General features: G+C 65.0%; 22 protein-coding genes and 1 pseudogene. 9 read left to right on the plus strand and 14 right to left on the minus strand.

The window, feature by feature from the left end; translation table 11 throughout:
- Nucleotides 1–26: 26 nt before the first annotated feature.
- Nucleotides 27–287, minus strand: coding sequence for a hypothetical protein (locus tag AWB66_RS20415; RefSeq protein ID WP_087632000.1), 261 nt, complete (start codon nt 285–287; stop codon nt 27–29).
- Nucleotides 280–1,071, minus strand: coding sequence for a DNA/RNA non-specific endonuclease (locus AWB66_RS20420; protein ID WP_407642303.1), 792 nt, complete (start codon nt 1,069–1,071; stop codon nt 280–282). Before AWB66_RS20420 ends, AWB66_RS20415 begins: the two co-directional genes overlap by 8 nt.
- A 187-nt stretch (nt 1,072–1,258) precedes the next feature.
- Here AWB66_RS20420 and AWB66_RS20425 point away from each other — a divergent pair, with 187 nt between their 5' ends.
- Entirely contained in the window at nt 1,259–2,338 is a 1,080-nt protein-coding gene (locus AWB66_RS20425; protein WP_087632002.1) for an alpha/beta fold hydrolase, read from the plus strand.
- A gap of 3 nt (nt 2,339–2,341) precedes the next feature.
- Here the strand turns inward: AWB66_RS20425 and AWB66_RS20430 are convergent, their stop codons facing one another.
- Entirely contained in the window at nt 2,342–3,682 is a 1,341-nt protein-coding gene (locus AWB66_RS20430; protein ID WP_235021179.1) for an MATE family efflux transporter, read from the minus strand.
- Between the two features lie 108 nt (nt 3,683–3,790).
- Here AWB66_RS20430 and AWB66_RS20435 point away from each other — a divergent pair, with 108 nt between their 5' ends.
- Nucleotides 3,791–4,111 (plus strand): YnfA family protein, encoded by a 321-nt coding sequence (locus AWB66_RS20435; protein WP_087632004.1) that lies wholly within the window; start codon nt 3,791–3,793, stop codon nt 4,109–4,111.
- 17 nt (nt 4,112–4,128) lie between these two features.
- On the opposite strand, the gene AWB66_RS20440 is transcribed toward AWB66_RS20435, so the two are convergent.
- The 3 genes and pseudogenes from AWB66_RS20440 to AWB66_RS20450 all read right to left on the minus strand — a co-directional run bounded on the left by AWB66_RS20440 (nt 4,129) and on the right by AWB66_RS20450 (nt 5,696).
- On the minus strand, nt 4,129–4,548 hold the full coding sequence (locus tag AWB66_RS20440) for a GNAT family N-acetyltransferase (protein ID WP_087632005.1): 420 nt from the start codon (nt 4,546–4,548) through the stop codon (nt 4,129–4,131).
- A 9-nt stretch (nt 4,549–4,557) separates the two neighbouring features.
- Nucleotides 4,558–5,156 (minus strand): annotated as a pseudogene (locus tag AWB66_RS20445) (short chain dehydrogenase).
- 54 nt (nt 5,157–5,210) lie between these two features.
- On the minus strand, nt 5,211–5,696 hold the full coding sequence (locus AWB66_RS20450) for a hypothetical protein (RefSeq protein WP_200819027.1): 486 nt from the start codon (nt 5,694–5,696) through the stop codon (nt 5,211–5,213).
- Between the two features lie 138 nt (nt 5,697–5,834).
- Here AWB66_RS20450 and AWB66_RS34065 point away from each other — a divergent pair, with 138 nt between their 5' ends.
- Nucleotides 5,835–5,987 carry a hypothetical protein gene (locus AWB66_RS34065; RefSeq protein WP_200819028.1) on the plus strand — a complete coding sequence of 51 codons (153 nt, stop codon included), beginning with the start codon at nt 5,835–5,837 and terminating at the stop codon, nt 5,985–5,987.
- A gap of 85 nt (nt 5,988–6,072) precedes the next feature.
- On the opposite strand, the gene AWB66_RS20455 is transcribed toward AWB66_RS34065, so the two are convergent.
- Nucleotides 6,073–6,696 (minus strand): DUF3005 domain-containing protein, encoded by a 624-nt coding sequence (locus tag AWB66_RS20455; protein ID WP_087632006.1) that lies wholly within the window; start codon nt 6,694–6,696, stop codon nt 6,073–6,075.
- Between the two features lie 293 nt (nt 6,697–6,989).
- On the opposite strand from AWB66_RS20455, the gene AWB66_RS20460 reads away from it, so the two are divergent.
- Nucleotides 6,990–7,223 (plus strand): hypothetical protein, encoded by a 234-nt coding sequence (locus AWB66_RS20460; protein WP_087632007.1) that lies wholly within the window; start codon nt 6,990–6,992, stop codon nt 7,221–7,223.
- Nucleotides 7,224–7,363: 140 nt separating this feature from the next.
- A complete protein-coding gene (epsC, locus tag AWB66_RS20465) occupies nt 7,364–8,329 on the plus strand; it encodes a serine O-acetyltransferase EpsC (protein WP_087632008.1) in 966 nt (321 codons plus the stop codon).
- 27 nt (nt 8,330–8,356) lie between these two features.
- On the opposite strand, the gene folE is transcribed toward epsC, so the two are convergent.
- From folE to AWB66_RS20485, 4 genes are all read right to left on the minus strand, one after another.
- A complete protein-coding gene (gene folE, locus AWB66_RS20470) occupies nt 8,357–9,007 on the minus strand; it encodes a GTP cyclohydrolase I FolE (RefSeq protein WP_087632009.1) in 651 nt (216 codons plus the stop codon).
- 74 nt (nt 9,008–9,081) lie between these two features.
- A complete protein-coding gene (locus AWB66_RS20475) occupies nt 9,082–9,285 on the minus strand; it encodes a hypothetical protein (RefSeq protein ID WP_087632010.1) in 204 nt (67 codons plus the stop codon).
- A 158-nt stretch (nt 9,286–9,443) separates the two neighbouring features.
- Entirely contained in the window at nt 9,444–9,875 is a 432-nt protein-coding gene (locus tag AWB66_RS20480) for a VOC family protein (RefSeq protein WP_087632011.1), read from the minus strand.
- Between the two features lie 14 nt (nt 9,876–9,889).
- Nucleotides 9,890–10,312 (minus strand): YybH family protein, encoded by a 423-nt coding sequence (locus AWB66_RS20485; protein WP_087632012.1) that lies wholly within the window; start codon nt 10,310–10,312, stop codon nt 9,890–9,892.
- A gap of 136 nt (nt 10,313–10,448) precedes the next feature.
- On the opposite strand from AWB66_RS20485, the gene AWB66_RS20490 reads away from it, so the two are divergent.
- A complete protein-coding gene (locus tag AWB66_RS20490; protein ID WP_087632013.1) occupies nt 10,449–11,081 on the plus strand; it encodes a TetR/AcrR family transcriptional regulator in 633 nt (210 codons plus the stop codon).
- Nucleotides 11,082–11,094: 13 nt separating this feature from the next.
- On the opposite strand, the gene AWB66_RS20495 is transcribed toward AWB66_RS20490, so the two are convergent.
- The 3 genes from AWB66_RS20495 to AWB66_RS33015 form a co-directional block, all read right to left on the minus strand.
- Nucleotides 11,095–12,492 (minus strand): aspartate aminotransferase family protein, encoded by a 1,398-nt coding sequence (locus AWB66_RS20495; protein ID WP_087632113.1) that lies wholly within the window; start codon nt 12,490–12,492, stop codon nt 11,095–11,097.
- 23 nt (nt 12,493–12,515) lie between these two features.
- Entirely contained in the window at nt 12,516–13,850 is a 1,335-nt protein-coding gene (locus AWB66_RS20500; protein WP_087632014.1) for a glutamine synthetase family protein, read from the minus strand.
- Between the two features lie 186 nt (nt 13,851–14,036).
- A complete protein-coding gene (locus AWB66_RS33015; RefSeq protein ID WP_125469760.1) occupies nt 14,037–14,405 on the minus strand; it encodes a hypothetical protein in 369 nt (122 codons plus the stop codon).
- 106 nt (nt 14,406–14,511) lie between these two features.
- Between AWB66_RS33015 and AWB66_RS20505 the strand changes: the two genes are divergently transcribed.
- The 3 genes from AWB66_RS20505 to AWB66_RS20515 are packed head-to-tail and all read left to right on the plus strand — an operon-like array spanning nt 14,512 to nt 17,887.
- Entirely contained in the window at nt 14,512–16,389 is a 1,878-nt protein-coding gene (locus tag AWB66_RS20505) for an ABC transporter permease (RefSeq protein ID WP_087632015.1), read from the plus strand.
- The gene (locus AWB66_RS20510; protein WP_087632016.1) at nt 16,386–17,171 is read left to right on the plus strand and encodes an ABC transporter ATP-binding protein; all 786 of its coding nucleotides are present in this window, start codon (nt 16,386–16,388) and stop codon (nt 17,169–17,171) included. The genes AWB66_RS20505 and AWB66_RS20510 overlap by 4 nt, the downstream gene beginning before the upstream one ends.
- Nucleotides 17,168–17,887, plus strand: coding sequence for an ABC transporter ATP-binding protein (locus tag AWB66_RS20515; RefSeq protein ID WP_087632017.1), 720 nt, complete (start codon nt 17,168–17,170; stop codon nt 17,885–17,887). The genes AWB66_RS20510 and AWB66_RS20515 overlap by 4 nt, the downstream gene beginning before the upstream one ends.
- Nucleotides 17,888–17,909 lie beyond the last annotated feature (22 nt).

The following is a 17,909-nucleotide window of genomic DNA, read 5'->3' on the forward strand; positions in this document are numbered from 1 at the left end:
CCCCGCGTGCGTTTCAGAGCCGCGCGTCAGATGAACGGATTGTCGGTCTTGCCCGCCGGCGCGGGCGGCTCGTCGGCGATTCGGGCCGGCAGCGACGCGTCCTTCTGCAACGCATCGACGATCGCATTGAGCGCCTTCTGCAACGCGAGCGCCGTCGCGAGCCCGGTTTTGTCGCGCGCGATGCCGATGTCGGCGGCAATCGCGATGTGCGTCTCGCCGTTGGTCACGGTGAATGCGTCGCCGTTGACGTTGAGTACGTCGGTATCGTTGGCAAATGGCTTAAACACCTTTCAGTCCTCCAATTCGTTTGTCCTTCAGCGTGTCGGGGATGCCCGGAAACTGCAGTCCGCTCATCGTCTCCAGTTCGCGCACGGTCTTCATGGTGTACGCGTCGGTCGCCGTATTGTCGACCACCACCGCGAACGCCAGGTTGCGCGCCGGCAGATAGACGACCTTGTACAACTGAGTCGGCACGAACACCCGCGATTCGCCGATCGTCTGCAATTCGCGGCCGGAGAAGAGCGGGCCGGTCACGACATAGGCGTCGCCCGATTCCTCCGCGAGCCGCCGCACCGATTCCTCGATGCGCGCCCAGACGCGCCGGTTGTTCGACGGATTTTGCGGCACGATGTTCGCCAGCGAGAACGACTCGGCCATGCCTTTTTTGCTCCAGCGGTCGCCGGCCGGGCTCATGTGGCCGCGATCGTAGCCGCTCCTCTTGTAGTCGTCGAGTTGCGCGCCTGCGCCGGGCTGGAGCTGTTTCTCGGCGAAAAAGCGGTTGGTGCGCGTGTTGTTCTTCGCGTCGTCGACGTGTTGCGCCGTCAGGTGTTCCGCCGACCACAGCGGACCTTTCGTGATGCCGGAATGCAGTACCGCGAAGTCGGAATAGCAGAGCGTTTGCGTCGACGCGCGCAGCTTCGCGTTGACGACGACCGGCGCGCGCCCGTTCGGGCTGAACTGCGAGCAGTCGTTCGAGGTGATCCACGAAAGCGGCGAAGCCGATGCGACGGCCGGAACGATGGCCGGAAGGAAACAGGAAGCGCCGAGCAGCGCGGCGAAGACTGCCTTGATGCGGATTGTCATGCTTTTGGAATCTCGAACGCGATATCGATACGCGGCGCGAGAGACGCGCCAGGGTGGGGGAAAGGCCGCAAAGTATAAGACGAGTTCAGACGCGCGGAGGCGCTTTCACGCCGAAAAACCTCGCGCGATAGAATCTCCCGCATCATCCCTGTCCGAATCGAACCGATACGCCTCCATGACCCTCACGAGCCGCTCGCTGTCCGCATTCCTTTCGCTCGCGACGCTGTGTCTCGCGATGCACGCATCCGCGCAGGAACCGTCGTCTTCGTCGACCGCCGGGAGCGCGCCTGTCTACAGCAACGATGGTCCCGCGTACGGCGCCGAGTTGCAGGGCTTCGACTATCCGTATCCGGTCGCGCAGTTTTCGATCACGTCGCAGCGGCAAGTGGTGCGAATGGCCTACATGGACGTGCATCCGCCGCGTCCCAACGGCCGCACCGCCGTGCTGCTGCACGGCAAGAATTTCTGCTCCGCGACCTGGCGGCAAACGATCGAGACGCTGACCGAAGCCGGCTATCGCGTGATCGCGCCGGATCAGATCGGCTTCTGCAAATCGACCAAGCCGGCGCGCTACCAGTACAGCTTCCAGCAGCTCGCGCGCAACACGCACGCGCTGTTGCAGGCGTTGAACGTGAAGCAGGCGACGCTCATCGCGCATTCGACGGGCGGCATGCTCGCGGTGCGCTATGCGCTGATGTATCCGCGCGAGACCGAGCAGCTCGTGCTCGTCAACCCGATCGGGCTGGAGGACTGGAAGGCGAAAGGCGTGCCGTCGATCTCCGTCGACGACTGGTACGCGCGCGAGCTGAAGACCAGCGCGGACGGCATTCGCCGCTACGAACAGAGCACCTACTACGCGGGCCACTGGCGCGCCGACTACGAGCCGTGGGTGCAGATGCTCGCGGGCATGTATCGCGGATCGGGCAAGGAAGTGGTCGCGTGGAACTCGGCGTTGCTCTACGACATGATCTACACCCAGCCCGTCGTCTACGAATTCGACGCGCTGCACGTGCCGACGCTGCTGCTCATCGGCGACAAGGACACGACTGCCATCGGCAAGGATTTGGCGCCGCCTGAGATTCGTCCGACGCTCGGCCGTTATCCCGATCTCGCGAAGCTCGCGGCGGAGCGTATCGCGGGGGCGAAGCTCGTCGAGTTTCCGGAACTCGGGCATGCGCCGCAGATGCAGGACCCGGCCGCGTTTCACAAGGCGCTGTTGGATGGGCTGGCAGCGAAGGATGTGAAAGCCCACTGATGGTCAGCGCGTAGCCATCCCGGGTTCGATGGACGGCAGTTGCACCAGCAACGTCACGCCGCGCGCGATCATGAAGATCGTCAGCGCGAGCCACAGTCCGTGATTGCCGAGCGGCCCGGCAAGCGCCCACGCCGCCAGCACGAAGACGGCGAACGAGACGGCCATCGCTTTCATGAGTTCGCGCGTGCGCGTCGCGCCGATGAACACGCCGTCGAGCTGAAAACCCGCCGCCGACGCGACCGGCAGCGCGGCCGCCCAGGGCAGATAGTGCAGGGCGGCGGCACGCACGGCGGGCTGGTCGGTGAGCCGTCCGATGATCCACGCGCCGCCCGCCCAGTAGACGAGCGTGAAGCCCGCCGCGCCGATCGCCGACCACAGCATCGTCACCCTCACGGCCTGCCGGAACGCGTGGCGGTCGCGCGCGCCCGTCGCCGCGCCGACCAGCGCTTCGGCCGCGTGCGCGAAGCCGTCGAGACCGAACGCCATGAACGTCTGGAAATTGAGCAACAGCGCGTTGGCCGCGAGAATCGCGTCGCCTTGCCGCGCGCCGAGATGCGCGAACCACGCAAACGAGCCGACGAGGCAGAGCGTGCGTACGAAGATATCGCGGTTGATCGCGACGAGGCGCCTCATCGCGCGGGCGTCGAGAAGCTGCGTCCACGCGGGCGGCGGCAGACCGCGCGTGCGCACGTGCCACAGGATCGCGATGCCGAGCACGAAGCCGCAAGCGTCGGCGACGGCGGTCGCGGCGCCGATGCCCGCGATTCCCCAGTCGAGCCGGTAGACAAACGCGAGCACCGCGACGATGTTCACCGCGTTGATGAAGACCTGCGTGACGAGCGCGAGCCGCACGCGCTGCGTGCCGAGCAGATAGCCGAGCACGACGTAGTTCGCGAGCACGAAGGGCGCCGCCCAGATGCGCGCGTGGCAGTAAAGGCGCGCGCTCGCCTGCACGGCGTCGCTGCCGCCGAGCGCGGCGACGCCGAAGCCGATCAGCGGCACCTGCAACGCGAGTACGGCCGCGCCGATCGCGGCGGCGAGCAGCAATGCGCGCAGGAGGCTCGCGCAGAGCGCGGCGTCGTCGCGGGCGCCGTATGCCTGCGCGACGATACCGGTCGTGCCCATGCGCAAAAAGCCGAAGCCCCAGAACACGAAGTTGAAGACGAGCCCGCCGAGCGCGACGCCGCCGAGATACTGCGGGCCGTCGAGATGGCCGGCGACGGCGGTATCGACCGCGCCGAGGATCGGCTGCGTGAGATTCGCGAGGACGATCGGAAACGCGAGCGTCAGCACGCGGCGATGCCAGCGCACCGGAACGGGCGACGAGGTAGGGGAGGGGCTCAATGTCGATTGGATGACGGCGGCGAAGGCGTCATTGTCCCGAGCGAAGTGCGTCGACGCAACCGTTCGCGCGCCCGATAATGTGCAGCCTCGACCGACACGTCATCGCTCATGAAAACCTTTCTGCTTTACGTGATCACCGCCGTCGCCGAGATTGCCGGCTGCTACTTTCCGTACCGATGGCTGAAGGCCGGCGGATCGCCGTGGCTGCTCGTGCCGGGCGCGCTGTCGCTCGCCCTGTTCGCATGGCTGCTCACGCTGCACGACGCCGCTGCCGGGCGCGTCTACGCGGCTTACGGCGGCGTGTATATCGGCGTGGCAATTGCGTGGCTGTGGGCCGTCGACCGCATTCGGCCGAGCGCGTGGGATGTCGCCGGAGCGGCGATCGCGCTCGTCGGGATGGGCGTGATCGCGTTTCAGCCGCGCGTCTGACGCGCGATGCCCGACGGCTACGGCTTCTTTTCCATGATCCGCTCCGGGTTCGCGGGCGCGGTGAAGCCGAATCGGGCGTAGAGGCCGTGCGCATCGGACGTGACGAGCATCAGGCGGCGCAGGTCATGCAGGTCGTCGTGGGCGAGGACGCATTCCATCAGCCAGATGCCGAGGCCTTTGCCCTGATGCTCCGGCAGTACGAAAACATCGGCGAGATAGGCGAACGTCGTCGCGTCCGTGATCATGCGCGCGTAGCCGATCTGCGCATCGCGCTCGAAGAGGCCGAACGCGAGCGAATGGCGCGCCGCGCGCTCCACCTTCTCGCGCGCGATGCCCGGCGACCAGTACGCCACCTCGCTCAGATAACGGTGCACGACGTCGAACTGGAATGCGTCGACGTCGGTTGTGACGCGGTATGCGTCTTTCGTCCACTGCATCGGCTTGGCTCAATGCACCTTGTACACGCGTCCGGTTTCGGCGCCCTCGACGCTGCGGCTGTACGCCAGCGCCACGCGCGCGCCCGGCGCCGCTTCGAAGCCGCGGAAGTACGGGCCGAAACTCTCGCTTGCCTCTTCCAGCATCGTCGGCGATACCGCGTTGATGCGCAATCCGCGCGGCAATTCGATCGCCGCGCCGCGCACGAAACCCTCGATAGCGCCGTTCACGGCTGCCGCAGCCGCGCCCAGCCGGATCACCTCCGCGCCGACGATGCCGCTCGTGAGCGTGAACGAGCCGCCGTCGTTCAGATAGTCGCGCGCGCCGAGCACGAGGTTGACCTGGCCCATCAGCTTGTCGTCGAGGCCGATGCGGAATTGTTCGGGCGTCATCTTCACGAGTTCGCCGAAGTGAACGTGGCCCGCGGCCGCGACGATCGCGTCGACCTGGCCGATGGAATCGAACAGGCGGCGGATGCTGTCGGGATCTTTCAGGTCCACGCGATGTGCGCCGCGCGTGGCGCCGATTTCGAGGGTCTCGTGACGCTTCGCGAGTTCGGCGAAGACGGCGCGTCCGACGGTGCCGTGGCACCGATCACGGCAATTTTCATGGCTGGCTCATCCGTAAAAGGAGAAGGCCACCATTGTGCACCGGGGTTTTGCGTTCAGGCGATTCCGGCCGTTTTCGAGGCCGCGACATCCGCTGACGGCGCGAGCAGGAAGAGCGAAGCGGTGAGCCTGCACACGAGCGCCACGCCGGACAAGACCGCCGCCGCCGGGAACGTCTCCCACTGAAGCGCGAGCGTCGGCGCGACGAGCGCAACCGATGCGAACCCGAGCGTCACCGTGACCCAGCGCGCCCATTGCAGCCGCGCGGCGACGCACAGATACAGCAAGCCGACGAGCACGCGCGCGACCACCGACGCCGCGAGCGGGTGGCTACCGGCGTCGCCGGGAAGACCGATCGTCGCGGCGAGGCCAAGTTCTGCCCACGAGAGGGCGTAGGCGAGCGCCAGACTCGTCAGCGCGGCGGCATGCGGCGAATCGCGCTCGATCCGCGTGGTCCGGACGCGGTTGCGCGTCTCGGTGGATGCGTCGCTCGCGTCGAGGGAATGCGCGGTGTTGCCTGAATACGCGTTGACAGTGCTCATGTCCGGCTCCGTGTCAGTGCGGGGTTGATCGGCGCGGGACGTTATCGCAGGAGTCGTGCCCGATCGCTGCGCGCCATCTCTGGAACGACGGTTGCTCTCTCGAATGACCGTAAGACACTACGACCAAGGGAGTCAGCGATGAGCAACGTGAAAGAACAGAACCCGCATTCGGAACGCGACGAGGAGGACGTGGATAAAGCCGTCGAGGACACTTTCCCGGCGAGCGATCCCCCGGCGACGGGCGGCGTGACGCGCATCGAGCCGGAGGACGAAAAGGACAAGAAGGATTGATTCGTCGGCGCAACTGGCACGCTGCAATTGAAAAGGGCCGCTGACTCTTCAGCGGCCCTTTTCGCGGTGGGATGGATGGAAGCGATTATTTGTCGCGTCGCTGCAATTCAATCAGCCGCGACGGACGCATGTGGTTGAGCGCATAGTGCTTGCGCCCGCGCAGCGTGTGGCCATGAGGGTCGCGCGCTTCGAATTGCTGCCGGTGTTCGACTTCGGTCACTTGCGGCGCCACCATGCCCTTGTCGATCATCCGGTAGCCGTGCTCCAGTGCAAGCAGCAGGCCATTGCGGCCAGGCCGGCTGTCGAAACCGCCGAGGCCATCGCCGGGCTCGCCCACGTAGTTCACGAGCGTCGCGTTCGACGTGATCACCGAGTCGGGTTCGCGCTCGCGCATTTCCATGTCGCGCTTCGCATCGCGGTTCTTGCCGTCGGTGTCGACGGTGTCGTCGAGCGATTCGTCGTTCAGCACGTCCTGTCCGACCGGATGCCGCGTCGTGAGGCCGAGCGGTCCGCCGGACACGCCCGCGTCGCCGGACTTCGATGCACCCGAGCCGCGCGCCTGACCAAGCCCCGCTTCCTGCCCGCTGGCCGCTTTCGCGGCGTCCTCGACCTTGAGGTGGGCCGTCTCGGTTTCGGGCACCTTCACAGGGCTTTCGCCCGCGCGTTGTGCCTGCTTGTCCTTCGGTTCGTTGCTTTCCGCGTTGTTCATGATGTGCTCCGTTCTGCAAATGAGAACTTGCGCCCGCAAGACTCGTTCCGGGTTTTTGGCGCCGGAACCGCAAGCCTTGTCGGAGCGGCCACTTGACCGACCATCGAATTTTCACGCACGTTTTTCAACCCAAGGCGCGTTTTCTACAGAGTATGATTTGAAACCTGCCAGCCCGTAAGCCGAGATTCGATCGAGCCTCACCAAGCCACGCAACCGATGCGTGGTTCGCGGCCGGGCTTCGCGCTGGCGCGTTGCCGAATCGAATTAGCAGGGCACTTTCACACAGGTGACTCATGCAACACGATGCTGCTTTTTCACATCGCGGCTATCTACTCAATTGTGCGCCCGCGCGGGCCGGAGATGGCAGCTTCCATCCGTACGTCGTGATCTCGCGAACGAGCGATGGCGAACTCGTCGCGAACCGGTTCTTTCCCTCGGAGCTGCGCTTCCGAAACGCGGACGAGGCCATCGCGCACGCCCGCGACTGGGCCGTGCGATGGATCGACGCGAGCAACATCACGGTCTGAACGAGCGGAAACGATGCATGCACGGCCGAGCCCGACAGCCCGTTCCGCCAGTCAAACTCCGATCCGCAAAAGCGGTTAATCTTGGATAATCGTTCCATTTTGTCCGCTCGTGGCGGCCGTTCCCCTCGTTCATCGTGACCATGCCGAACAAACTGCCCCCGCCTCCCGACGATCCGACCACCGAATGGGGACTTGCCGATATCGTCTCCGGACTGCGCGCGTCGCGCGAGGAGTTGCATCGGACGCGCCATCCGCTCGGTATCCGCGAGTTGCCTTCGCGCGATGCGATCGTGAAGATCGTCAACGGCCTGCGGGCCGCGCTTTTTCCGACGCATTACGGCGCTCCCGATCTGACTGACGAAAGCGTCGACTACTACGTCGGCCATACGCTCGAAAGCACGCTGCGACTGTTGTTCGAACAGGTGCGTCGCGCGCTGCGCTTCCTGCCCGAGTCGCACGACATGCGCGACGCCGACCTGACCAAGCGCGCCTTCGACATCTCGCGCGAATTCGGCGCGCAGTTGCCCGCTATTCGCGCGCTGCTCGTTTCCGATATTCAGGCGGCGTTCACCGGCGACCCGGCCGCGCAGCACATCACGGAAATCCTGCTGTGCTATCCCGGCGTGGGCGCGATGACGCACCACCGCCTCGCGCATGCGCTGCATCGGCTCGGCGTGCCGCTGCTCGCGCGCTTCATCAACGAGATCGCGCATTCGGCGACTGGCATCGACATCCACCCGGGCGCGACGATCGGCCCGAGTTTCTTCATCGACCACGGCACGGGCGTCGTGATCGGCGAGACGGCGGTGATCGGCGAGCGGGTTCGCGTGTATCAGGCCGTGACGCTCGGCGCGAAGAGCTTTCCGTCGGGCAGCGACGGCGCGCTGGTGAAGGGCAATGCGCGGCATCCGATCGTCGAGGACGATGTGGTGATCTACGCGGGCGCGACGATTCTCGGCCGCGTGACGATCGGGCGCGGTTCGGTGATCGGCGGCAACGTGTGGCTTACGCACAGTGTGCCGCCGGGGAGCAGTGTGTCACAGGGCAAGGTGCGCGAAGGCAGCGGTACCGAGCCGCCGGACAACGGCCACAGCTACGGCGCGTAAATGCGCTGTACGTGTGCGTTACGTGCGTTACGTATTCGACACGCTATAAGCGTTCTGATTGCCGACGATCGCGAGAAATTCGCGGCGCGTGGAAGGGTCGTCGCGGAACGAGCCGAGCATGCGCGACGTGACCATCGACGCGCCCGCCTTGTGCACGCCGCGCGTCGACATGCACTGGTGCGCCGCCTCCAGAATCACGCCGACGCCGAGCGGTTGCAGCACTTCATCGAGCGTATCGGCGATCTGCGCGGTCATCTTTTCCTGAATCTGCAGGCGTTTGGCGAATGCGTCGACGAGCCGCGCCAGCTTCGAAATGCCGACGACGCGCTTGCTCGGCAGATAGGCCACGTGTGCGCGCCCGATGATCGGCACCATGTGATGCTCGCAATAGCTCTCGAAGCGGATGTCCTTGAGCACGATCATCTCGTCATAGCCTTGCACTTCCGAGAACGTGCGCGCGAGAATTTCACGCGGGTCTTGCTCGTAGCCGCGAAAAAATTCCTCGTACGCGCGGATCACCCGCGCCGGCGTATCGCGCAGGCCTTCGCGGCGCGGATCGTCGCCGGCCCAGCGCAACAGCACGCGGACGGCGGCTTCGGCCTCTTCGCGGCTTGGACGATCGACGGAACCCGCCGGCATGTCCGAAGCGGAAGTGTTGGATTGACGCGGGGCGCTCATCGATGACTCCTCTGGCTTTCTCTTGGGAAATCCATTGTTCCACGTTTTGGAATTCCAGGAAGCCCGCAGAGGCGCTAGGTCTTGCCGCCCCCGTCGATGCCCGAGCCGGTGCGCCAGACTTCCTTGCCTTTCTCGGACAACTCGCCGCTGCTGCGCTCCTTGTCCGGGTGCGTGCCTTCCCGGGCCATCGCGCCGCCCGGCTGTTCCTGCGCCTTCGGCTTCTCTTCCTTGCGTTGGGCGATGCGGTCTTCCTGTGAACGTCCGGCATAGTTGCTCATGGCGCTTCTCCTTCGGTTTGGACAGGGGAAAAGCGCGCAAGAGACGTTCCAAGGCTTCGTGACGGCGCGCTCCGGATCATGCACGAAGCGCGCCAGCGCGCGAGCGTGACAGTGTGTTCAAGAAGCGCGCGGGGCCGATGGCCGCGCGCGCCGGGCGCTTATTGCGGCGCGCCTTTGTGCAGGCCGCCGAGGATCATCCACGATACGCCGAACTTGTCCGCGACCATGCCGAAGCGTTCGGCGAAGAACGTCGGCGTGAGCGCCATCTGCACCTGGCCGCCTTCGGCCAGCGCGTTGAAGCACTGCTCGGCCTTCGCCACGTCCTCGACTGTGAGCGAAAGCGACACGCCCTGGAAATTCGGTTTGCCGCTGCACATGCCGTCGGAGGCCATCACCTCGGTGTCGCCGATGCGAATCGACGCGTGCATGATCTTTTCCGCCATCTCCGGGCGGCTCGTGCAGGCGTTGTTCTCCTGCGGCCCTTCCTTGTAGCGCATCATCATCTGCGACTGCGCGCCGAGTTTCTCCGAATAGAACTTCAGCGCTTCCTCGCAACGTCCTTCGAAAAACAGATACGGCTGAACTAGCATGACTGCTCCTTGAGTTATGACTCGTCGTCGGGGTCCATGTCCATCATGAGCGGCACCGACGCGTGCTCATGCACGACGCGCCAGTCGCCGCCAATCCTGCGAAAGCCCACGGTAGCGCGCACCAGATTGTCCTGCCCGTCGACGACGACACGATTGACGCTGTGCGCAAACGCGACGTCGCCATCCGCGACCACCTGGATGTCGTTCATCTCGAAGCCGATCGGTCCCTTCATGGAATCGAACCAGCGCTGCCAGTGCTCGCGGTAGCGCTCCGATCCCGTGAAGGATGCGGGCGGCACGACGTCGAACACAACGACGTCGCTTGCGTAATGACGGATCAACGCATTGGCATCCTTGGCGATCACCGCGCGCTGCCATGCGGCGATGAGTTCGCGGATGCGGGCTTCGTCGCTCGCGCGACCATTCGATTCGACCATGCTCGCCTCCTTGACTCGATGCACGACGATAAAGAAAGTCCCTTGAAAACAGGGATTTTTTGTTTGTGTACACCGTCCACAAAAAATACCAGAGATAATGGACGGCGTCCACATTGCAGCGCTTTAAAAGAACAATATGACAAAACCGAAGCCGCGCACGACCTATCGTCATGGCGACCTGCGACGCGCCTTGCTCAATGCGGGCATCGAACTTGCACGCGATGGCGGCCCGGATGCGGTCGTGCTGCGTGAAGCCACGCGGCGCGCGGGTGTCGTGCCGAATGCGGCTTACCGGCACTTCGCGAGCCGTCACGAATTGCTGGCGGCGGTGCGCGCGGCGGCGCTGTCGGCGGTGGCGATGGCGATGGAGGCCGAGCTTGCCGCGCTGCCGAAGAAGCGGCGGCGCGCGGACGCGGCGCGCGCGAGCCTGCGCGCGGTCGGCACCGGCTATTTGCGTTTCGCGCAAACCGAGACGGGACTCTTTCGCACCGCATTCGTCGCGCCGAAATCCGATTGGGAAAGCCACGACCCCGACAGCGCGGGAAAGAGCGGCCTCGATCCGTTTCAGTTGCTGAGCGCGGCGCTGGACCGGATGGTCGAGTCGGAAGTGTTGCCTGCCGCGCGCCGGCCCGACGCGGAATACCTCGCGTGGTCGGCGGTGCATGGCTTCGCGCTGCTGTTGATCGAAGGGCCTTTGCAGCGCCTCGATCGCCGCGCGGCCGAGGCTTTAGGCGAGCGCCTTCTCGACATGGTCGAGAAGGGCATCTGACCGGCGCTCCGCGTCATGAGAGGCCGAGCGCGCGTGCAGTGGCATCGATCGCGGATCTGGCCTTCGCGACCAGTTCGTCGATCTCCGCGTGCGAGATGACGAGCGGCGGCGACAGCAGCATGCGGTCGTCGCTTGCGCGCATCACGAGATTGCCTTCGAAGCAAAAGTCGCGGCATAGCGTGCCGACTTCGTCGCCGTTCGCAAAGCCCTTACGTGTGCGCGGTTCCTGCGCGAGCTGAATGCCCGCGACGAGCCCGGCGCCCGCAATCTCGCCGACGATGGGATGCGCTCTCAACGCTTCGCGCAGGCGCTGCTGGAAATACGGGCCGGTATCGTGCTTCACGCGCTCGACGATCCGTTCGTCGCGCAAGAGCTTCAGGTTCGCCACGGCGACAGCCGCCGCCACGGGATGCCCGGAGTACGTGAATCCATGACTGAACTCGTCATTGCCGACGATGACGTCCGCCACGCGATCATGCAGACCCACGGCGCCCATCGGTACGTAGCCGCTCGTCAGGCCCTTCGCCAGCGTGATGATGTCCGGCTCGAAGCCGAAGTGCTGGTGAGCGAACCATTCGCCCGTGCGGCCGAATCCGCCGATGACTTCATCGGCGGCGAGCAGCACGTCGTATTTCCGGCAGATGCGCTGGATTTCCGGCCAGTAGGTGGGAGGCGGAAAGATTACGCCGCCCGCGCCCTGGAACGGCTCGCCGACGAATGCCGCCACCTGATCGGCGCCGAGTTCGAGGATCTTTGCTTCGAGTTGCCGGGCGCGCTCGAGCCCGAACGCTTCGGGCGTCATGTCGCCGCCTTCGCCGAACCAGTACGGCTGGTCGATATGCACGATGTTTTCGACTTTGGACGGCATCTGCTCGTGCATGAAGTCCATGCCGCCGAGCGTGCCGCCCGCGATCGTCGAGCCGTGGTAGCCGTTTCTGCGCGCAATCACGAACTTTTTCTGCGGCTTGGCCGCAGCCGCCCAATATCGATGGACGACGCGCAGCATCGTGTCGTTCGCTTCCGAGCCGCTGCTGCAATAGAAGAAGCGGTTGAACGGCGCGGGCGCGAGTTCGGCCAGCAGCGCCGAGAGTTCGATGACAGGCGGATGCGTCGTCTTGAAGAACGTGTTGTAGAAGGGCAGTTCCTGCATCTGTCGATACGCCGCCTCGGCAAGTTCGCGGCGTCCGTAGCCGACGTTCACGCACCAGAGGCCGGCCATGCCGTCGATCATGCGCCTGCCGTCCGAGTCGACGAGATGGACGCCCTCCGCCTTGACGATCACGCGGCTGCCGGCGCGGTTGAGCGCGGCCATGTCCGAGAACGGATGGAGGTGATGCGCGGCGTCGAGCGCGCGGTATTCGGCGGTGGTGCGGTCCTGCTTCGATGCGATGGCTTCGATTCGATCGTTCATCGTCTTGCTCCTTTGATTCGCGTTCATACGTGCAGCAGAAGATGCTTGCGTTCCCACGAACTGATCACGCGAAAGAACGCTTCGTACTCGGTTTCCTTCAGCGCGAGATACGCTCGCACGAACTTCTCGCCGAGCATCTCGGCGAGCGGCTCGCATGTGGCCATCGTCGTGATGCCTTCTTCGAGATTGCGCGGCAGTTGATACGCGAGTGCGTAGCCGTCGCTCGCGAGCGGGTCGGTGGGTTCGAGGTGTTGCGTCATGCCGAGATAGCCGGCGGCGAGCGTCGCGGCGATCGCCAGATACGGATTGCAGTCGACGCCCGGTATGCGGTTCTCGATGCGCCGTGCGGCCGGTTCGGAATGCGGCACTCGAAAGCCGACGGTGCGGTTGTCGTAGCCCCACTGAACGTTGATCGGAGCGGCCATAAAGCGCGAGAGCCGCCGGTACGAGTTGATGTACGGCGCGAAGATCGGCATCAGCGCGGGTGTGTACTTTTGCAGTCCCGCGAGATATCCGTAGAAGAGCGAAGTCGGTTCTCCGTCGCGTCCGGTGAAGAGATTGCGCCCGCTTTCTCCATCGACGAGACTCTGGTGCACATGCATCGCCGAGCCCGGTTCGTTCTCCATCGGCTTCGCCATGAAGGTCGCGTACATCTTGTGGCGCAGCGCGGCCTCGCGCACGGTGCGCTTGAAGAGAAACACGCGGTCCGCGAGCTTGAGCGGATCGCCGTGCAGGAAGTTGATCTCCATCTGCGCTGCGCCCACTTCGTGAATCAGCGTGTCGACTTCCAGTTCCTGCACCTCGCAGTACTCGTAGATGTCTTCGAAGAGCGGATCGAACTCGTTGACGGCTTCAATCGAATACGCCTGACGGCCCGTCTCGGGACGGCCGGTCCGGCCTATCGGCGGCTGCAACGGCAGGTCCGGGTCGCGGTTCATGTCGACGAGAAAAAACTCCAGTTCGGGCGCGACGACCGGCTTCCAGCCCTTCGCCGCGTACTTGTCGAGCACCTGGCGCAGCACGCGGCGCGGCGAGATGGCGACGGGCGTGCCGTCGAAGTGCACGCAGTCGTGAATCACCTGCGCGGTCGGATCGACGGCCCACGGAATCAGGCGGATCGTCGAAGGATCGGGCACGCAGACCATGTCGGGATCGGTGACGCCCGTGAGCGTGCCGTCGCCGGGATACTCGCCCGTGACGGTCTGGATCATCACGGCTTGCGGCAGGCGCATCGTTTCGCCCGACTCGAACTTGCTGCGCGGCATGATCTTGCCGCGCGCGATGCCGGCCATGTCGGGAATGATGGCCTCGATCTCGGTGATGCGATGCTGCTTAAGAAATTCGTCGATGCGTTGCATGGTGCGAGTCCTTGAGTTGCCGCATGAACGCGGAGCAGCACTACGCCCCGGCGTCTGCGCGCGGCAAAACCGTTGGATCCGATTCGGGGTCGTCAGCGGCAAAAGAAAACGCAAACGCAAACGCCACCCGCGCTCATGCGCGATGAACGAATCGGATTGAAAGAGGAAGGAGCGGCGAGAGAGGCGCTACGGCAGCAGCGACGACACGCCGACGCAATGAACCGCGATGAACGCGCGTGCAGCCACAGAGTTGTGACGTCGCACCGAGCGGCGCGACAGAACGGTGAACGCAGACTGGAAGCGGCGATCGAAAAGACTGCCGCAGCGACAGGTCATGGAGCGCTCGGCGCGCGAAGGCCCGGTGTACAGGCTTCTGCTCCATATGACCAGAGGGCTTCGGACTCTCACGATTTCACTCGATTGTTGAGGTTTGAGGGAGCCGTGGCGCGGGTCGGCGAAGGCAGCAAATGCTTGACGAAAAGCCGCTCGCGAAGTTGACGATTCCCTGTCGTCGAGGATATACGAGCCAAAATCGGCGTCAATACGTTTTTCCACGGGCGGATGCCGCGCGGGCAAGCCTGCAACGAAACGAAGGACATCGAGACCGGCTGCGGCAATTCATTGATAATTACGCCTCATTCGCCAATCCGCCGCCGAGCCGATGCTTTCGAACCTGCTGGTACAACTCGTCAACGGACTCGCCGACGCCTGCGCGCTCTTTCTCGTCGCCTCCGGCCTGTCGCTGATCTTCGGCGTGACGCGCATCGTCAACTTCGCGCACGGATCGTTCTACATGCTCGGCGTGTATGTCGCCTACAGCCTGACGAGCCGCTTCGGCTCGACGATCGCAGGCTTCTGGCTCTCGGTGCTCGCGGCTGCGCTCGTGATCGCGGTACTCGGCGCGCTGGTCGAAGTGATCGTGATGCGCCGCATCTACAAGGCGCCCGAGCTCTTCAATCTGGTCGCCACGTTCGCGCTCGTGCTGATCTTCCACGATGCCGCGCTGTATCTGTGGGGACCGGAAGATCTCTTCGGCCCGCGCGCGCCGCATCTGGCGGGCGCCGTCGAGTTGCTCGGCCATCAACTGCCTGCTTATAACGTCGCGCTGGTGGTCATCGGTCCGCTCGTGCTCGCCGCGCTCTGGTATGCGCTCACGCGCACGCGCTGGGGCACGCTCGTGCGCGCCGCAACGGGCGATCGCGAGATGCTCGGCGCGCTCGGCGTCAATCAGTCGTGGCTCTTCACCGGCGTGTTCTTCGCCGGCGCGTTTCTCGCGGGACTCGGCGGCGCGTTGCAGGTGCCGCGCATGTCGGCGAACCTGTCGCTCGATCTGGACACGATCGGCAATGCGTTCGTGGTCGTCGTGGTCGGCGGCATGGGTTCGATTCCGGGCGCGTTCATCGCGGCGCTCCTGATCGCGGAGATCAAGGCGCTGTGCATCGGCATCGGACACGTGTCGATCTTCGGGATCGACTTCTCGCTCAGCAAGTTCACGCTCGTCGCTGAGTTCGTCGTGATGGCGATCGTGCTCGTGTTGCGTCCGTGGGGCCTGCTCGGCCGCGCGCAGACCGCGGTGCGGTCGATGAGCCTGCCCGAGCGGCCGCTGCGTCCCGCAGGCAAACGGCTTCGGGTCGTCGCTGCAATCGTCGTCGCGATGCTGGCGGTCGCGCCGCTTCTGGCCGGCTGGTTTCCGTACCTGCCCGTGCTCCTGGTCGAGATCATGATCGCGACGCTCTTCGCGGCGAGCCTGCATTTCATCATGGGCCCGGGCGGCATGCATTCGTTCGGTCATGCCGCGTATTTCGGACTCGGAGCGTATGGCGCGGCGCTGTTCCTCAAGGTGTTCGCGTGGCCGATGGAAGTGGCGCTCGTCCTCGGCCCGTTGCTTGCGGCACTCGGCGCCATCGTGTTCGGCTGGTTCAGCGTGCGCCTCTCCGGCGTCTATCTGGCGATGCTCACTTTGGCGTTCGCGCAGATCGTGTGGTCCGTCGTCTTCCAGTGGGACGCGGTGACGGGCGGCAGTAACGGCATCCTCGGCCTGTGGCCTTCGCCGTGGCTGAGTTCGCCCATCGCGTACTACTACGTGACGCTCATCTTCACGACAGGCGGCGTGTGGCTGATGCGCCGCATGCTGTTCGCGCCGATGGGCGCCGCGATGCGCGCCGCGCGTGATTCGTCGTTGCGCGCCGAGGCGATCGGCATCGACGTGCAGCGCATCCAGTGGGCCGCGTTCGTGATTTCGTCGCTCTTTTGCGGGCTCGCGGGGTCGCTCTATGCGTTCTCGAAGGGCAACATCTCGCCGGAAGTGATCAGCGTCGGGCGTTCCGTCGACGGCCTCGTGATGGTGTTGATCGGCGGCGTGCAGACGCTCGCGGGACCGCTCGTCGGCGCCCCGGTCTTCACCTGGCTGCAGGACACCGTCGCGCGTCAGACCGACTACTGGCAGGCCTTGCTCGGCGCGGCGATCCTGCTGCTCGTGATCGCGTTTCCGCAGGGCATCGCCGGATTCGTGCGCGAGCGGTTCGCGGAGGCCGAGTGATGCTGTTGCGCGTGACGAATCTCTCGAAGTCGTTCGATGGCGTCAAGGCCGTCGACGCCGTTTCCTTCGATGTCGCCGCCGGACGCCTGCTCGCGCTGATCGGTCCGAACGGCGCGGGCAAATCGACGTGCTTCAACATGGTCAACGGCCAGTTGAAGCCGTCGGCGGGATCGATCATCTTTAAGGGCAACGACATCGCCGGCATGCGTTCGCGCGACATCTGGCGGCTCGGCGTCGGGCGCACGTTCCAGATCGCGGCCACCTTTAATTCGATGACGGTCCTCGAGAACGTGCAGATGGCGCTCGCATCGCGTGAACGGCGCCTCTTCGGCTTGTGGAAGCCCGCGGCCTCGTCGCATGCCGACGAGGCCATGGCGCTGCTCGACGAAGTCGGCATGGCGGGACATGCGCGGCGCGCATGCGGCGTGCTCGCTTATGGGGACGTGAAGCGCGTCGAACTGGCGATTGCGTTGTCGAACCGGCCGCAGCTCCTCTTGATGGACGAGCCGACTGCCGGCATGGCGCCGGGCGAGCGCAACGCGCTGATGGCATTGACGCGACGCCTCGTCACGGAGCGCAACATCGGCGTGCTGTTCACGGAGCACAGCATGGACGTGGTGTTCGAATACGCCGACAGACTGATCGTGCTCGCGCGCGGCAAGGTGATCGCCGAGGGCGATGCGAACAGCGTGCGCAACAATCCGCGCGTGCAGGAGGTTTATCTCGGCACGGGCAAGTCGTTTGCACCGCGCGCGACGTTCGCTGGCGGAGTCAGGCGATGAGCGCGCGCGAACCCATGCTCGAAGTCGCCGGCCTGAACGCGTTCTATGGCCGGGCGCAGGTTCTGTTCGATGTGAGCTTCGAGGTCGGACGCGGCGAAGTGGTCGCGTTGATGGGCCGCAACGGCGCGGGCAAGTCGACGGCGATGAAGGCGGTCATGGGGCTTCTCCCGGGCACATCGGGTTCGCTCACGTTCAGAGGACACGGTATCGCCGCGCTGCCGCCGTATCGCATCGCGCGGCTCGGGCTCGGCTATGTGCCCGAGGACCGGCGCGTGTTCGGCGACCTGACGGTGATGGAGAATCTCGACGCCGGCCGTCAGCCGCCGCGCGAGGGCGCGCCGCTCTGGACGCCCGAGCGCCTCTTTCGCCTCTTTCCGAATCTCGGTGAAATGCGCCAGCGTCTCGCGAGCCGCATGAGCGGTGGCGAGCAGCAAATGCTTACCGTCGCGCGCACATTGATGGGCAACCCGCATCTCGTGCTGCTCGACGAGCCTTCGGAAGGCGTCGCGCCTGTCATCGTCGAACAGATGGCGAACATGATTCTCCAGTTGAAGCGCGAAGGCCTTTCCGTGCTGCTCTCGGAACAGAACCTGCACTTTGCGGAACTCGTGAGCGATCGCGCGTTTGTGCTCGAGCGCGGGCAGGTGCGCTTCGAAGGCACGCTAGACGAACTCGCGCGCGACGAAACCGTGCGGCGGGACTATCTCGCTGTCTAGCGTTCGGCAGCGCGGCGGTCCG

The organism is Caballeronia telluris (assembly GCF_001544495.1).
Classification (GTDB): Bacteria; Pseudomonadota; Gammaproteobacteria; order Burkholderiales; family Burkholderiaceae; genus Caballeronia; species Caballeronia telluris.

Coding starts and splice junctions, on each gene's coding strand:
- AWB66_RS20425 (WP_087632002.1), top strand. CDS start 1,259: ATGACCCTCACGAGCCGCTCGCTGTCCGCATTCCTTTCGCTCGCGACG.
- AWB66_RS20435 (WP_087632004.1), top strand. CDS start 3,791: ATGAAAACCTTTCTGCTTTACGTGATCACCGCCGTCGCCGAGATTGCC.
- AWB66_RS20440 (WP_087632005.1), bottom strand. CDS start 4,548: ATGCAGTGGACGAAAGACGCATACCGCGTCACAACCGACGTCGACGCA.
- AWB66_RS20450 (WP_200819027.1), bottom strand. CDS start 5,696: ATGAGCACTGTCAACGCGTATTCAGGCAACACCGCGCATTCCCTCGAC.
- AWB66_RS34065 (WP_200819028.1), top strand. CDS start 5,835: ATGAGCAACGTGAAAGAACAGAACCCGCATTCGGAACGCGACGAGGAG.
- AWB66_RS20455 (WP_087632006.1), bottom strand. CDS start 6,696: ATGAACAACGCGGAAAGCAACGAACCGAAGGACAAGCAGGCACAACGC.
- AWB66_RS20460 (WP_087632007.1), top strand. CDS start 6,990: ATGCAACACGATGCTGCTTTTTCACATCGCGGCTATCTACTCAATTGT.
- epsC (WP_087632008.1), top strand. CDS start 7,364: ATGCCGAACAAACTGCCCCCGCCTCCCGACGATCCGACCACCGAATGG.
- folE (WP_087632009.1), bottom strand. CDS start 9,007: ATGAGCGCCCCGCGTCAATCCAACACTTCCGCTTCGGACATGCCGGCG.
- AWB66_RS20475 (WP_087632010.1), bottom strand. CDS start 9,285: ATGAGCAACTATGCCGGACGTTCACAGGAAGACCGCATCGCCCAACGC.
- AWB66_RS20480 (WP_087632011.1), bottom strand. CDS start 9,875: ATGCTAGTTCAGCCGTATCTGTTTTTCGAAGGACGTTGCGAGGAAGCG.
- AWB66_RS20485 (WP_087632012.1), bottom strand. CDS start 10,312: ATGGTCGAATCGAATGGTCGCGCGAGCGACGAAGCCCGCATCCGCGAA.
- AWB66_RS20490 (WP_087632013.1), top strand. CDS start 10,449: ATGACAAAACCGAAGCCGCGCACGACCTATCGTCATGGCGACCTGCGA.
- AWB66_RS20495 (WP_087632113.1), bottom strand. CDS start 12,492: ATGAACGATCGAATCGAAGCCATCGCATCGAAGCAGGACCGCACCACC.
- AWB66_RS20500 (WP_087632014.1), bottom strand. CDS start 13,850: ATGCAACGCATCGACGAATTTCTTAAGCAGCATCGCATCACCGAGATC.
- AWB66_RS20505 (WP_087632015.1), top strand. CDS start 14,512: ATGCTTTCGAACCTGCTGGTACAACTCGTCAACGGACTCGCCGACGCC.
- AWB66_RS20515 (WP_087632017.1), top strand. CDS start 17,168: ATGAGCGCGCGCGAACCCATGCTCGAAGTCGCCGGCCTGAACGCGTTC.